This window comes from Cryobacterium sp. TMS1-13-1 (genome assembly GCF_004403125.1).
Lineage (GTDB): Bacteria > Actinomycetota > Actinomycetes > Actinomycetales > Microbacteriaceae > Cryobacterium > Cryobacterium levicorallinum.
Genome location: NZ_SOGX01000019.1, coordinates 146,395 through 159,875 on the forward strand (window position 1 = coordinate 146,395; position 13,481 = coordinate 159,875).

A 13,481-nucleotide genomic window follows, 5' to 3' on the forward strand; every position below is an offset into this window, starting at 1 on the left:
TTGAGCCACTCCGCCAATGAACCCACAGCTCGAGGGATCTCGATCAGTGCTGATCGTGCCCGAGAGGATCGGCCTTGAACCGGAGTGCGACCCACAACCCGCATCGACGGCAAATGTAGACGGTGTCGCTGAGTGCGTGCAGCCTGCGGCGCGCGTAGAAACCACCGCAGCAGGAACAGGTTAATTCTGAGGCGTCATCCATGAGCGACGAGCGCGGCTTCGATTTGTTGCTGGGTCGGAGCTCCCGCCATGCCGTTCGGCGTGGGATAGATCCGGCAGGCGAGGTCCCTGGTGCGGCCATCCGTCGGGAAGAGATCGACTCCGTCGACGAGGATCGTCGGCGATCCGGCAAAGGGCAAACGTGCGGCCGTCTCGGCAGAATCGACCAGCGTCGGCTTAACCGATGTGTTCGAGGACATCGTGTTCGCGACTGCGCGATGCAGGCGCTGAAGGGTTACTTCCGAATTCGGACAGTTTGCAATGTGGAGCAGCTCGATGATCGCCATTAATTTCGTCCTCCGCGGGAGTCGTCCAGATCCGAATCGAACGACCGGTGCGGAGCCTCTTTGCCAATTCTGTCACCGCAGTCCCCTGCCGCGTAGTTCACTGCGCACCTCCAAGACGAAGCGAATCGTGATTGGAGCGACGCATGGCTGGGTACGAATCGAAAAACCGCACATCTCGATGGATCAGTGTCGCCTTCCTGCAAGGAACTGAGGCCGACGCGGTGCTCGGCCTCATCGACCGAACCGGAGCATCCGCTGCCTTCGATTACCTGCAGCCACGGGACCTCGGCGAGGCCACGACCAACGCCGCCCTCGAGGACGGGTACGTTTACGACCGCATCCCGGCCGGCCGCACCGACCACATCATCGAGCACGACGGCTCACCGTACGCGCTGACCTACAGCAGGACGTACCGGTATGTTTCGTTGTTGCGGTGGCATCCGCTGGAAACTGAAATACAGCCGGCCCGCCCGGCTCCACGTCGAGACGATATCTGGGCCGCCCCGCGGTCAGCCCGCCTGGCCGAGCGCACGGTCACGCTGTGAAAGACTCCGATGTAGCCGAGCGGATGCACACGGCCGCGCTGGTCGAGCCGCGCGGCGAGCTGCGCCGTGACCGTCGAGCGCGCCGGCGAGAGGCCGTGAAGATCGAAGCGGATGCGCGGCAGGCCACGACCCTCGCGGCGCGCACGCGCTGGCAGGCCGAGCGGGACGAAGCGCGATCGGACGCCTATCTGCCCAAATCCGGCGAGGCCGGTCCCTCACAACTGCGGACGCCCGGGCGATTGAAACTTCCCAAGCATCAGGACACCACGGCGACGTTATCTGGCCACTACCCTTTTCTGGCCGAGGCCGGGCTCGGCTCGGCCGGCGTCTTCGTCGGGCAGGATCTCTACTCCGGCGGATCCTTCGTCTACGACCCATGGGTGCTCTACCAACAGGGGATGATCACCGCGCCGAACATCGTACTGGCCGGCATCGTCGGCTCCGGCAAATCGTCACTGGCGAAGTCGCTCTACACCCGCTCACTCCCCTTCGGTCGCCGCGTCTACGTGCCGGGCGATCCGAAGGGCGAGCACACCGCCGTCGCCGAGGCCGTCGGCGGCAAGGCCATCATTCTCGGCCACGGCCTGCGCAATCGGCTCAACCCGCTCGATGAAGGCCACCGGGCCGCATCCGTTTCAGATGCGGAGTGGTCGGCGCAGCTGGCAGCCCGGCGCCGCGACCTGATCGGCGCCCTCGCCGAGACCGTGCTCGAGCGACCACTCAGCCCGCTCGAGCACACCGCGATCGACCTCGCTTTGGCCGATGCCGTGCGGTGCGCCGAGGTGCCGATCCTGCCCATGGTGGTCGATCGCATCCTCTCCCCCAACCCCGATGACGACGAGGGCCGCCTCGCCGCCGACGGTCGCCTGGTTGGCCATGCGTTGCGCCGGCTGGTGGCTGGAGACCTCGCCGGACTCTTCGACGGACCATCGACGGTGCGCTTCGACCCATCCCTGCCGATGGTGTCGCTCGACCTGTCGCGGGTGGCCGAGAACTCGACGCTCATCTCGGTGCTGATGACGTGCTCGTCGGCGTGGATGGAATCGGCCCTCGCCGACCCGGCCGGCGGCCAGCGCTGGGTCATCTACGACGAGGCCTGGCGGCTCATGGCGTATCCGGCGTTGCTGCGCCGAATGGATGCCCAGTGGCGGCTCGCTCGCCACTTCGGCATCGCCAACATGCTGATTTTTCACAAGCTGAGCGACCTCGACAACGTCGGCGACTCCGGGTCCGCGATGCGCGCACTCGCATCGTCACTGCTCGCGAACGCGGAAACGCGCATCGTGTACCGGCAAGAACCGGACCAGCTCGGATCCACGGCGAGCGCGCTGGGGCTCAGCCGCACCGAACAGAAACTACTGCCTGCGCTCGGCACCGGCCAGGGGTTGTGGCGGGTGAAGGATCGTAGCTTTGTTGTGCAACACCAGTTGCATCCTTATGAGCTCGCGGCGTTCGACACGACTGCGCGGATGACGTCCGGGCAATAGCTGCGCACCTCGGCTCTGTGCTCCATGGGGGTCAGTATGAACGAAATCAAGGAAGTGCTACAGAGCGGGTTCCATGGTGTCCGGTTGTAGGCCCTCGTCGGCGTCCTCTAGTTGACCCCAAGTCAGGGACTCCCCCTCACGGCCACGCTGTTGCGGAACACCCCAGGGGTTCTCGTCGCGAAGTGGTTCGGGAAGGAGCGGCTGTGGCACGTCCTGATAGGCGACCGGGCGCAGGAACCGCTCGATCGCCGCGCTGCCAACAGAGGTACTGGTGTCGTTGGTGGTCGCCGGCCACGGGCCCCCGTGCTGCATCGCCGGGGTGACTGCTACCCCGGTCGGCCAGCCGCCGAAGAGCACCCGTCCGGCGTGCTCGGCGATCCACCGGATCAGCGCGCGAAGGGACGGCGAGGCCTCCCCAACTCCCGCGTGCACGGTTCCGGTGAGGTTACCCTCGAACAAATTCTCGGCACGAGCGGCCAGCTCGTCTTCATTGTCATACTCGACCACGATCGACAGCGGTCCGAAGGCCTCGTCAAGCAGGGCGTCGCGCTGGGCGATCAGGTCGTCCGCGCGAACGCTGACGATTGTCGGTGTGGCCCAGCCTTGCCCCTCGTCATCAAAGCGCAGTGAGCCCTCCGCGATCGGGATGACACCGGGAGCGGCGAGGATGCTAGCTCGCCGAGCGCGGTAACCGGCGGCGATTCCGGGGTTCAGCAGACGGTGCTCGGCAACGGCATCCGCTCGGGCAGCAAGTGCGGCCGAGAGTCCGTGCCCGGCGGGCAAGAACAGGAAACCGGGCTTGGTACAGAGCTGGCCGGCCGACCCGGAAACGCTGGTGATGTATCCGTCGACAATTGCGTCGGCACCCGTGGCGAGTGCGGCCCGTGTGACGAAGGCAGGGTTGACGCTGCCGAGCTCACCGTAGAAGGGAATCGGCGCTGGCCTGGCCGCCGCGATATCAGCGAGGATACGGCCTGCGCGGATTGATCCCGTGAAGCTGCCAGCTGCGATGCGGGGATCCTTCAACAATGCGACGCCGGCCGCCTGGCCATGGATGAGTTGCAAGGTTCCGACCGGGGCTCCCGCAGCTTCGAGGGCTGCGGCCACGATCGCGCCCGTGCGCTCGGACAGCGTGGGGTGCCCGGAGTGGGCCTTCACGATCACCGGGTTACCGGCCGCCAAGGCGGCCGCAGTGTCGCCGCCAGCCACAGAGAACGCGAAGGGGAAGTTGCTCGCCGCGAAGTTCAGGACGGGACCAACGGGGATGCGGTAGCGGCGGAGGTCGGGCCTCACGCCGAGCGCGAAGTGGGGGTCTGCGTCGTCGATGCGCACGTCAAGGTATGACCCGTCGACGATGGTATCCGCGAACAGTCGAAGCTGGACGGCCGTTCGGGTCAGTTCGCCGGTGAGACGAGCCTCGCTGAGGCCAGTCTCACTCATCGCGACGGAAACCAGTTCCGCCCGATTGGCCTCCAGCGCGTCCGCTGCGGCGACGAGGGCGCGCGCGCGGTTACGCGGCGGCAGTGCTGCCCAGAGGGGCGCGGCATCTGTCGCCCGCTCCGCGATCTGTCCGAGTTCGGCGGGCGAAGTTGGCGCTGGAGTCGTGGTGGCAGCGGTGGCAGCGGTGGCAGCGATGGCAGACGTCATGGTGCTCCTAGAACTGGAATCCGGTGGGGAAGGGGTCGGACGGATCGAGCAGGTACTGGCCGATGCCGGTGACCCACGCACGGCCGGTGATGGTGGGGATGACGGCGGGGATGCCGCCGACGGTGGTTTCCCCGATGAGGCGGCCGGTGAACTTTGACCCGATGAACGATTCATTCACGAAGTCCTGGTTGAGGGGGAGTTCGCCGCGTGCCCAGAGTTCGGCCATTCGCGCCGAGGTCCCAGTGCCGCAGGGAGAGCGGTCGAACCAGCCGGGGTAGATCGCCATCGCGTGCCGCGAATACTCCGCGGTCGATCCGGGGGCGATGAATTCGACGTGGTGGCAGTGGTCGAGACCGTCAATTTCCGGATGCCGTGGCGGGTTGGTGGCGTTGATCGCGCCCATGATGGCCAGACCCGCCTGTAGGATCTCTTCTTGGCTGGCACGGTCGAACGGGAGGTTCACTGAGTCGAGGTCGACCATCGCGTAGAAGTTTCCCCCGAAGGCGAGGCTGTATGGCACGGTGCCGTAGCCGGGCACGTCCACCGTGTCGTCGAGTCGCACGCTGTACGACGGGACGTTCTCGATGGTCACCGAGTCGGCGTGCCCATCGCTGACGGCGACACGGGCGATCACCAGCCCGGCCGGAGTATCGAGCCGGATCGTGGTGACCGGTTCCTGCACGTTGACCATGCCGGTTTCGACCAGGACCGTCGCAACGCCGATGGTTCCGTGGCCGCACATGGGCAGGCATCCGGAGACCTCGATGTATACGACGCCCCAGTCGGCGTCCGGTCGGGTCGAGGGCTGCAGGATCGCACCGCTCATCGCCTTGTGGCCGCGGGGCTCATTCATCAGGAACAGACGGATGTCGTCCAGATGCTCCATGAAATACAGTCGCTTCTCGTTCATGGTCGCGCCAGGGATCACCCCCACACCACCGGTGATCACCCGGGTGGGCATCCCTTCGGTGTGGGAGTCGACGGCCGTGAACATCCGTTTCGAACGCATGGTGCAGTCCTCTCAGGAGCGATGGCTGAGCTACGCGGCCACGACGACGCGGCGAGCCTCGATATAGTCGAGCGCTTTCTTGGTGTCCGCCCGGACCTGGGCTTCCTGCACCGCGTTGAGCGGTCCACGAGGCGGGCGAGTCGGCCCGCCGTAGCTGCCGCCAGCGAGGTCGACCGACAGCTTGATCGCCTGCACGAACTCGGTCTTCGAGTCCCACCGGAACGCGGCGACAAGTTGAGTGTAGAGCTCGAGCGCTTCGGGGATTTCTCCGGCCTTGACCAGGTCGTAAATCTCGACAGCCTCACGTGGGAATGCGTTGGGGTAGCCGGCGAACCAGCCGGTCGCGCCGACGACAAGCGACTCGAAGAGCAGGTCGTCCGCACCCGAGATGACGTCTAAATTGCAGAGTTCCTTGATTTCCAGCACTCGGCGGATGTCGCCGGAAAACTCCTTGATCGCGACGACCTCCGGGATCTCGGCGAGCTTCGCGACGAGGCTGGGTAGGAGGTCGACCTTGGTGTCGAACGGGTTGTTGTAAGCCATGATCGGCAGGCCAACCTCGGCGACGCGCTTGTAGTGCTCAATAACTTCTGACTCGTTCGCACGGTAGATCGTCGGCGGAAGTAGCAGCACGCCATCGGCGCCGTCATCCTTGGCGTACTGGGCCCATTGCTTCGCTTGGTGCCAGCCGACACCGTGCACGCCAGCGATGACGAGGCCGCGACCGTCGACCACCTCGACGGCCACTTGGACCACCTTGCGGCGCTCGTCGTCGGTCAGGGAGGAGTACTCGCCGAGCGAACCGTTCGGGCCGACTCCGCGGCAACCGTTGCTGATCAGCCAGTCGCAGTGGGCGGCGAACTTGTCGTAGTCGACTGCGAGGCCGGCGGGGGAAGCGGCGTCTTCCTTGAAGGCGAGGGTGGTAGCGACGATGACGCCGCCGAGGTCGAAGGCCTGCTTGGTCATAACGTTCCTTTCGAGGGTTCAGACTTGCTGGTTAGACGGTAGGAGTCTGTGGGGGTCGCCGCGGCGGCCAGTTCGCCAAGCCTGATCGTGCCGCTGATGGGTCGGCGGTCTGTACTCACGCCGTCGACCAATCCGCCCCCGGCGCGGCAGGCGAGGAGCTCTTCGACGCTGCGCCCGCAGATGCGACCCTGACAGATGCCGAGGCTCGCGCGCGTGCTGAGCTTCATGGCGCGCAGCGATCTCGAGCCGGTGCTCTCCGCGGTTTCGCACAACTGTCCGTAGGTCACTTCTTCACAGCGGCAGACGATCGTGTCGGGCGTCAGCATCTCCGGCCAGCCGGCGCGGATGCCGTGGGCCGCCTCGATGCGCGCGGCGAACCCTTGGAAGGTGCGCCGTTTGCGCAGTATCGGACGAAGCTCCCGGTCTCCGGCAGCTCCGCCGGCCGCGGCGTGGCCGGCGATGGTGCCTTCGGCCAGGGCCAGATCGACGCCGCCAATTCCCGTGATTTCACCGGCCGCGAAAACACCAGGAATGCTGCTGTGTTGGCAGTCGTCGACCCGGACGAACCGTTCCCGGGTGAGTGCGCAGCCCGCCGCGATTGCTAATTCGAGCCTGGGAGTAAAGCCATGACTCACGCACACGGCGTCGACCGCGATGCGGCGCTCCGTTCCCGGGATCGGCGTCCAGTCGGCCGCGACCTTCGCCACGGTCACCGATTCGACCCGGTCGGTTCCGTGCGCGGCTACGACGGCTCGGCCGAGCTTGTACGGGATGCGATGGGCCAGGTGGCCGCGCGCGTACCCGCCGAGTTCTGCGCCCTTTTTCCACGCGCCGAGCAGCTGCCAGGGCCGCGGCAGCCAACCGCGTACCAGCGCAGGGAGTCGATTCGCTTCGTACACACCGAGCACGCGGGACCCAGCCGCGACCAGCGATGCAGCGACCGGAAGCAGGAACGGGCCAGCGCCTGAGACAATGACGCGGCGGCCGATGGCGAGTCGTTCGCCCTTGGCAAGGGCTTGCGCGGCGCCGCCGGTGAACACACCGGGCAGGTCCCAACCGGGAAATGGCAGGGTGTGGTCGTGCGCGCCGGTGGCGAGCACGATGGCATCGGGTGAGAAGCGCAGGCGTTTTCGGCCGACACCGTCGGGGGCGCCGACGATGACGTGCACCGTGCCGGGGCCGGGCGCCGCCGTTTCTAGGGCGAACACGTTTGCGGAACAGATGATGCGGCATCCGTCGTCGGATTCAAGCGTGGCGCTGAGGGATAGGAACGTGTCCCAGCCGTGGTGCAGGATGCGTTCTCGCGCGGCGGGGCGGGCGGCGGGGAGATGGCGCCAGAACTGGCCGCCGAGCTGGTCGGACGAGTCAAGTACTGTCACGGAAGCGCCCAGCGCGCGCGCTGCGAGGGCGGCGGCAAGCCCGGCCGGCCCTGCGCCGATGACGAGGACCTGGGTCATGAGGCTGTTCCTCCCTGCGTTGGGGTCGCCTCGCCGGGCCCGGCCGGAAGGGGATCATGCTGAGATCTGACGACATCGCCCTCGGCCGCGCGGCGCTGGCAGGCGCGTACGTCCCGCTGGCCATTGACTTCAACCAAGCAGTCGTAGCAGACACCTATTCCGCAAAATACGCCCCGCGGACGCCCGGCGACAGAGGTCTGGCGGAACCCGAGCGTTCCACCGGCCAGGATGACCCCGGCGAGACTCTGCCCGGCCACGCCGGTCGTCGGTTCGCCGTTCACGGTAATCGTCACCGGGGTCGGCGACACGGGCCGGATCGAGTCCTTGCGAAAGGGAAGCAGTCTAGAAGGCATATGCGACCGCCTGGAGGTGAGGCGCGAGTGAGGCGCGTGCTGCGGAAAAGGGGGACGCGTCGAGCGGGGTGGGGCGCTTCAGCATGAGCGCGGTGAGGAGTTCTGCGGTGGCGAGGCTGAGGCCGATTCCCGCACCCTCGTGGCCGGCCGCGTGCCAGAGGCCCGGCATCCGTGGGTCTTCGCCGATTACCGGTAGATGGTCTGGCATGAACGGGCGGAATCCGCCGTAGCTGCGGATCACCGCGGCGCCAGCGAGGAACGGGAAGAGGCGGATGGCTTTAGCCGCGATCTCGCTGAGTGCATCTACGCGGAGGCGCGCGTCGAACCCGACCTGCTGACGCGAGGAACCAATCAGCACGGTGCCGCCGGCCGTGGATTCGATCACACTGGAGGTCTGAAGGGCACTGTCGTCGGAGCCGACGGCGCCCACGTAGTCGGCGTCGTAGACCTTATGGAAGATTCGGTGCGGCATGCGGCTGGTGACGAGCAGCTCACCGCGGCGCGGGCGCACCGGTAGGTGTACCCCGAGAAGCGCGGCCACCTCGCCCGACCAGGGTCCAGCCGCGATGAGTACCCGGCTCGCGCGCAGGTCGCCAGCGGCTGTTTTCACCCCGACGAGGGCACCAGCTGAATCGAGGATGGGCCCGGTCACCGGCGTGTTCTCGAGGAGTCGAGCTCCATAGCGCCTGGCCGAGGCAATGAGGGCCTCGGTAGCGATGGTTGGCTGCACTTGCGCGTCGTCCGGGTAATGCACCGCGGCCGTGATTCCCGGAGCAAGGTCGGGTTCGAGTTCGTGGGCCGTGGAGGCGTCCAGCACACGCGCGTCGACGCCGGCGGCGCGCTGGCTCGCCGCGAAGTCGAGCAGCACGCGGGCTCCGGCCTCCGTCGTGGCGACCACGAGGCCGCCCTTCGCGTCGTATTCGACCGATGGGAACTGCGGGCCGAGCTGCTCGGTGAGGTCGGCTGTGGCAGCCTTCCACAGCGTCGATGCGTACTGGGCGAGCACGAGTTCGTGGCCCGGGCCCTTGTCGGAGACCAAAAGGTTGCCCTCACAGGCGGAGGACGTGCCGCCCGCGGTCGTTCCGCGGTCCACCACGGTGATATCACAGCCGGCGGCGGCGAGCGACCGTGCGCAAGCAGCGCCAATGATGCCCGCACCGACGATGATCACGTCGTTGGTCATTTCGCTCCGCCTTTGCTCTGCGCTGGTTCGCCCGATAATAATATGTTACACACTACAAGGTGCTCGGAACGGACCAGTTGACGGATGCCGCAGCGTCGGTCGCGGAAACCACGACCGGTCCCGTCCGCGGCAGCCGGGCGAGCCCGGCCGCATCAAGGAGCAGGATGGGCATCCGGATTCCGTAAACCTCGGCCGCCGCGAGGGCACCGAGCGTCACGATCAGGTCGCGGGACGACAACAGGATGGCGCCCGGGCCGACGCCCGCGCGCACTTGCTCGGCCAACACGCTCGAGGAGGAGCTAGACCCGCGGGAGGCGCTCATCACGACCACGCGGCCAACCAGGGAGATCCCTCGCTGCGGGTGGTGCACGTCGGTGATGACCCCGCTGGCGAGGTCAGTTCCGCCCCAGAACGATAGCGGTTCATCGAGCCAGAGAATGTCACCGAATCCGTCTCCTGCGCAGAGCGTGAGCGCGCGGATCTGCCGTACTGCAGCGTCACTGCCAAGCCGACTCATTGCGAATCACCCGCCCCGCGCGTGCCGAGTCAATGCACTCGGCCATGGAGCCGAACACCACGTTGATGCCCATGTTGGCCGGCGCGTACCAGGCCCATTTGCCAGAGGTGGTCATGGCCGTGCGCACCGTCTCGGCGAGAATAGGCACCAGGTAGGTACAGGTGTCGACAACGATTCTCGCGCCGGACGCCTCGCAGATCTGCGCGAACCCGGCCGCTTGGGCCGTCGCGAGAACATCGCGCGAGGTGGAGATCCAGACCGTGCACGATGGGTGGAACGGTACGCCGTCGCCGAGGATCTCGGCCAACTTGGCGAACTCGGTCAGAGAGAAGTGGGGTGTACCGATCGACACCGCATCGAGGCGATCGCCGATGGTGGCGGTGGTCAACTCATCGCGGGCCGCCCGCAACATCGTCGGGGTGATTTCCACCCGAGGTACCCCGTCGGCGGGCCACGCGGCGGCGGCGACCGCTTCCGGGGTGACCCCTTCGATGTGAAACAGCGCGACCCCGCCGCTTGATGCCGCGGTCGCACCGAGCGCCTTGAGGCGGTCCTCGTCGGCGACTTCCGGCGCGATTCCGGTGAGGATGCAGACGCTCTCGCCGACCTGCTGGCCAACGACGAACCCGAGCGCAGCCCATGCCGCGTCGGAGTCGAGCACTCGGCTCGGGATCGCCGAGCAATCCAGTTGCATTGTCGGAATTCGGTTTTCCGGCACGTGCAAACCGGCCAGCGGAACGCGGCCAGTAATGGCGGCGCAAATGTCGACGAAGTCGCCGTAGCGAGCAGTGCGCGCGCCGAGCACCGAGTTCGCGAAGACGATCGCGTTCGACTCGGCCCAGGCGATATTGGTGCCCGCCGTTGGCCGCCCGCCCAGCTGGTAGGGCGCGCAGGTCCAGGTCGACCGGGCACCGAGCGCAACGTACGCGTCCATCAGCCGGCGAGCCGCTGCCGTTTCGGCCGGGCCCTGCCGCACGAGCCCCGGATGCATGAGGTCGAGTGAACTGACATTCAGCGTAGTCGGTACGGTCACGACGGCACCCAGGTCGACCAGTTTCTCGGCAAAGTCGAGTCCGGCCTGGCCGTGGTACAGACATCCGTCGATGTGCGCGGACTCCACGTCGATCAGCTGCGGCGCGAGCGAGAGGCGCGCCAACGCCACGACGATGCGCATGGCCATTGCCATGCCGGGCCCGAGAGCGCCGGAGAGCTTCGCCTCATCGTCGGCAGTGAGGTGCAGTTCCACCGGTTGCCGAGCCTGTCCAGACAGGGTTGTCATCCTCAGGCGCCGAGGTAGGCGTCAATGATGCGGGGATCACCTAACAGGTCGACCGCGCGGCCCTCGATCGTGGTCGTTCCCCCGTCGATGACGTACGCCCGGTCGGTCACCTTGAGCGCGGCACGCGCGTTCTGCTCAACGAGCAGCACCGTCGTGCCCTGGTCACGGATCTCAGAAATGACCTGCATCACCCGAGCGACAATCAACGGGGCCAGTCCCATCGACGGTTCGTCGAGCATGAGCATCTTTGGTCCGGCAATCATCGCACGCCCGATGGCGAGCATCTGCTGCTCACCGCCGGATAGCGTTCCGCCCTGCTGGGCGCGGCGCTCGGCCAAAAGCGGCAGTAGCTCGTAGACCCGCGCGATCCGCTGCGCGACGAGGGCCCGGTCCTTCACCAGGTAGCCGCCGAGCTGCAGGTTTTCGAGCACCGTCATGGTGCTGAAGATGCGGCGTCCCTCCGGCACGTGGATCAGGCCGGCGCCGACGACATTCCAGGGCTGCGCCTTGGTGATGTCCGTTCCATTGAACGAGACTCGGCCGCTGTGCGACTTGACTAGCCCGGAGGCCGTGGACAGGGTCGTGGTCTTACCCGCGCCGTTGTTGCCGAGCAGGGCGACGATTTCACCCTCCTCCACAGTGAGACTGATGCCGCGCAACGCCTGCACTTTGCCGTAATACACCGCGACATTGTCGAATTCAAGCATCGCCACGAGCTGGTACCTCCTCGTCATCGTCTTTACCGAGATACGCCTCGATCACGGCGGGGTTCGCCTTGACCTCGGCCGGAGTGCCGTCCGCGATCTCCTTGCCAAAGTTCATCACCACGATGCGCTCCGAGAGCTCCATCACCAGGCCCATGTCGTGCTCGATCAGCACGATCGCGGTACCCAATTCGCGGATTCGCTGGCACAGGTCAAGCAGATCCCGCTTTTCGGTGTAGTTCAGCCCGGCCGCCGGCTCGTCCAGCAGTAACAGCCCAGACTTGCGCGCGAGCGCCCGGGCAATCTCGACGTGTTTCTGCTGACCATAGGACAGGTTGCGGATGGGCACCCCTCGGGCGCCGGAATAGCCCACGAAGTCGAGCCAGCGGTGAGCCTCCTCCGTGTAGGCGGCCTCACTGCGCTTGAACCGGGGGGTGTGCAGGATAGCGTCCAGCCAATTCTGTCCGCCGTAGAGGTGCATCCCGGCGCGCACGTTGTCAAGAACCGTCAAGTCCGGGAATAGCCGCAGGTTCTGGAACGTACGTGACACCCCGGCCGCGGCGATGTCCGCTGGGCGCTTGCCGGTAATATTCTGCCCGTTGAGCAACACGGCCCCGCCGGAAGGCTTATAGAAGCCCGTGATGCAGTTGAACGCGCTGGTCTTGCCGGCACCATTCGGGCCGATCACGGCGATGATCTCCTTAGCGCCGACGGAGAAACTCAACCCGTCGACGGCTTTCACACCGCCGAAGGCAATGTGAAGGTCCGTGACTTCGAGAACGGCGGTCATCGAACCGTTCCCTTCGCGAGTCTGCGGTCGCTGACATCGCCCACGCGTTCAGGCTCGTACCCACGCGCTGGCCAAAATCCCTGCGGACGGAACACCATCACCACGACCAGCAATAGTCCGAAGACCAGGTACCGGTAGCTGGACAGGTCACGCAGCAGCTCGGGCAGCAGGCTGATCACCACGGCGCCGATGACCACACCGCGCATATTGCCCATGCCGCCGAGCACCACGGCCATCAGCACGAGCGCCGATTGGAGAAAAATGAAGCTCTGTGGTGAGACTGCTGAGAGATGCGCGGCGAACAGGATGCCGCCGAACCCGCCCCAGACCGCGCCGAAGATGTAGGCCATCAGCTTCACCTTGTAGGTGTGGATGCCCATGGCCTCCGCGGCGTCTTCGTCTTCACGGACGAAACGCCAAGCCCGGCCCAGTCGTGATTTGCCCAAGCGAGCGGCCGCGAGAACAAAGGCGGCGACCACGAGAACGGTGACGTAGTAGAAGACGGCCGGTTCCTGCAGGTCGAAGTCGCCGATCTTCAGCAGCCCGGGAATACCGAAGATGCCGGACGGACCGCCGGTGATCGAGAGGTTGTTGGCGGTAATGCGGGTGATCTCGCCGAAGCCGAGGGTGACGATGGCTAGGTAATCGCTGCGCAGCCGCAGCGTTGGCGCGCCGATGATGAGACCAGCTAGAACCGTCATGACGATCACCACGGGGATCGTGAAGATCAGCGGCAGGTCGAATGCCTTGGCGACGATCCCGGCGGTGTAGGCACCGACAGCCATGAAGGCGATGTAGCCGAGGTCGAGCAGACCACAGTAGCCGACCACGATGTTCAGGCCCGAGGCGAGGAGCACGAAGATCGCCGCAGTTGTCATCACGTTCAGTGAGTACGGTGTCGCGATCAGGAGCGGGATGAGCAGGGCGATGGCAAGGGCGATCCAGCCGAGCTGCTTGCTTTCAAACAGCCGAGAGATCCGCGAGGCGGGCGGCCTCGTCTTCCGGGGCGCGAGGGTCGTGTTGACGTTTTCGCTCATT

14 protein-coding genes are annotated in these 13,481 nt (G+C 66.2%); 2 read left to right on the forward strand and 12 right to left on the reverse strand.

The features are described 5' to 3' along the window. Positions 1-194 precede the first annotated feature (194 nt). Positions 195-506, reverse strand: coding sequence for a thioredoxin family protein (locus E3T31_RS16665; RefSeq protein ID WP_134470404.1), 312 nt, complete (start codon positions 504-506; stop codon positions 195-197). A 143-nt stretch (positions 507-649) separates the two neighbouring features. On the opposite strand from E3T31_RS16665, the gene E3T31_RS16670 reads away from it, so the two are divergent. Together E3T31_RS16670 and E3T31_RS16675 are read left to right on the forward strand one after the other, a co-directional pair. After that, the gene (locus E3T31_RS16670) at positions 650-1,051 is read left to right on the forward strand and encodes a hypothetical protein (protein ID WP_134470406.1); all 402 of its coding nucleotides are present in this window, start codon (positions 650-652) and stop codon (positions 1,049-1,051) included. Positions 1,052-1,074: 23 nt separating this feature from the next. Then, on the forward strand, positions 1,075-2,538 hold the full coding sequence (locus E3T31_RS16675) for an ATP-binding protein (RefSeq protein ID WP_134470581.1): 1,464 nt from the start codon (positions 1,075-1,077) through the stop codon (positions 2,536-2,538). 57 nt (positions 2,539-2,595) lie between these two features. On the opposite strand, the gene E3T31_RS16680 is transcribed toward E3T31_RS16675, so the two are convergent. Genes E3T31_RS16680 through E3T31_RS16730 form a run of 11 tightly spaced genes read right to left on the reverse strand, consistent with a single transcriptional unit; the run spans position 2,596 to position 13,480 of the window. Next, positions 2,596-4,185, reverse strand: a complete 1,590-nt coding sequence (locus tag E3T31_RS16680; RefSeq protein WP_134470408.1) for an aldehyde dehydrogenase (NADP(+)) — start codon at positions 4,183-4,185, stop codon at positions 2,596-2,598. 7 nt (positions 4,186-4,192) lie between these two features. Then, positions 4,193-5,194 (reverse strand): proline racemase family protein, encoded by a 1,002-nt coding sequence (locus E3T31_RS16685; RefSeq protein ID WP_134470410.1) that lies wholly within the window; start codon positions 5,192-5,194, stop codon positions 4,193-4,195. Positions 5,195-5,224: 30 nt separating this feature from the next. After that, the gene (locus tag E3T31_RS16690; protein ID WP_134470412.1) at positions 5,225-6,160 is read right to left on the reverse strand and encodes a dihydrodipicolinate synthase family protein; all 936 of its coding nucleotides are present in this window, start codon (positions 6,158-6,160) and stop codon (positions 5,225-5,227) included. After that, positions 6,157-7,617 (reverse strand): NAD(P)/FAD-dependent oxidoreductase, encoded by a 1,461-nt coding sequence (locus tag E3T31_RS16695; RefSeq protein WP_134470414.1) that lies wholly within the window; start codon positions 7,615-7,617, stop codon positions 6,157-6,159. Before E3T31_RS16695 ends, E3T31_RS16690 begins: the two co-directional genes overlap by 4 nt. Next, positions 7,614-7,970 carry a (2Fe-2S)-binding protein gene (locus E3T31_RS16700; protein ID WP_134470416.1) on the reverse strand — a complete coding sequence of 119 codons (357 nt, stop codon included), beginning with the start codon at positions 7,968-7,970 and terminating at the stop codon, positions 7,614-7,616. The genes E3T31_RS16695 and E3T31_RS16700 overlap by 4 nt, the downstream gene beginning before the upstream one ends. After that, on the reverse strand, positions 7,960-9,153 hold the full coding sequence (locus E3T31_RS16705; RefSeq protein ID WP_134470418.1) for an FAD-binding oxidoreductase: 1,194 nt from the start codon (positions 9,151-9,153) through the stop codon (positions 7,960-7,962). Before E3T31_RS16705 ends, E3T31_RS16700 begins: the two co-directional genes overlap by 11 nt. 52 nt (positions 9,154-9,205) lie before the next feature. Next, a complete protein-coding gene (locus tag E3T31_RS16710; RefSeq protein WP_134470420.1) occupies positions 9,206-9,670 on the reverse strand; it encodes an aconitase X swivel domain-containing protein in 465 nt (154 codons plus the stop codon). Further along, a complete protein-coding gene (locus tag E3T31_RS16715; protein ID WP_134470422.1) occupies positions 9,651-10,949 on the reverse strand; it encodes an aconitase X catalytic domain-containing protein in 1,299 nt (432 codons plus the stop codon). The genes E3T31_RS16710 and E3T31_RS16715 overlap by 20 nt, the downstream gene beginning before the upstream one ends. A 2-nt stretch (positions 10,950-10,951) precedes the next feature. Next, a complete protein-coding gene (locus E3T31_RS16720; protein ID WP_134470583.1) occupies positions 10,952-11,656 on the reverse strand; it encodes an ABC transporter ATP-binding protein in 705 nt (234 codons plus the stop codon). Beyond that, entirely contained in the window at positions 11,649-12,443 is a 795-nt protein-coding gene (locus tag E3T31_RS16725; protein ID WP_134470424.1) for an ABC transporter ATP-binding protein, read from the reverse strand. The genes E3T31_RS16720 and E3T31_RS16725 overlap by 8 nt, the downstream gene beginning before the upstream one ends. After that, positions 12,440-13,480, reverse strand: a complete 1,041-nt coding sequence (locus E3T31_RS16730; protein WP_134470426.1) for a branched-chain amino acid ABC transporter permease — start codon at positions 13,478-13,480, stop codon at positions 12,440-12,442. The genes E3T31_RS16725 and E3T31_RS16730 overlap by 4 nt, the downstream gene beginning before the upstream one ends. Position 13,481 lies beyond the last annotated feature (1 nt).

Coding starts and splice junctions, on each gene's coding strand:
- E3T31_RS16670 (WP_134470406.1), top strand. CDS start 650: ATGGCTGGGTACGAATCGAAAAACCGCACATCTCGATGGATCAGTGTC.
- E3T31_RS16710 (WP_134470420.1), bottom strand. CDS start 9,670: ATGAGTCGGCTTGGCAGTGACGCTGCAGTACGGCAGATCCGCGCGCTC.
- E3T31_RS16700 (WP_134470416.1), bottom strand. CDS start 7,970: ATGCCTTCTAGACTGCTTCCCTTTCGCAAGGACTCGATCCGGCCCGTG.
- E3T31_RS16680 (WP_134470408.1), bottom strand. CDS start 4,185: ATGACGTCTGCCATCGCTGCCACCGCTGCCACCGCTGCCACCACGACT.
- E3T31_RS16720 (WP_134470583.1), bottom strand. CDS start 11,656: ATGCTTGAATTCGACAATGTCGCGGTGTATTACGGCAAAGTGCAGGCG.
- E3T31_RS16685 (WP_134470410.1), bottom strand. CDS start 5,194: ATGCGTTCGAAACGGATGTTCACGGCCGTCGACTCCCACACCGAAGGG.
- E3T31_RS16715 (WP_134470422.1), bottom strand. CDS start 10,949: ATGACAACCCTGTCTGGACAGGCTCGGCAACCGGTGGAACTGCACCTC.
- E3T31_RS16690 (WP_134470412.1), bottom strand. CDS start 6,160: ATGACCAAGCAGGCCTTCGACCTCGGCGGCGTCATCGTCGCTACCACC.
- E3T31_RS16665 (WP_134470404.1), bottom strand. CDS start 506: ATGGCGATCATCGAGCTGCTCCACATTGCAAACTGTCCGAATTCGGAA.
- E3T31_RS16725 (WP_134470424.1), bottom strand. CDS start 12,443: ATGACCGCCGTTCTCGAAGTCACGGACCTTCACATTGCCTTCGGCGGT.
- E3T31_RS16675 (WP_134470581.1), top strand. CDS start 1,075: ATGCACACGGCCGCGCTGGTCGAGCCGCGCGGCGAGCTGCGCCGTGAC.
- E3T31_RS16705 (WP_134470418.1), bottom strand. CDS start 9,153: ATGACCAACGACGTGATCATCGTCGGTGCGGGCATCATTGGCGCTGCT.
- E3T31_RS16730 (WP_134470426.1), bottom strand. CDS start 13,480: ATGAGCGAAAACGTCAACACGACCCTCGCGCCCCGGAAGACGAGGCCG.
- E3T31_RS16695 (WP_134470414.1), bottom strand. CDS start 7,617: ATGACCCAGGTCCTCGTCATCGGCGCAGGGCCGGCCGGGCTTGCCGCC.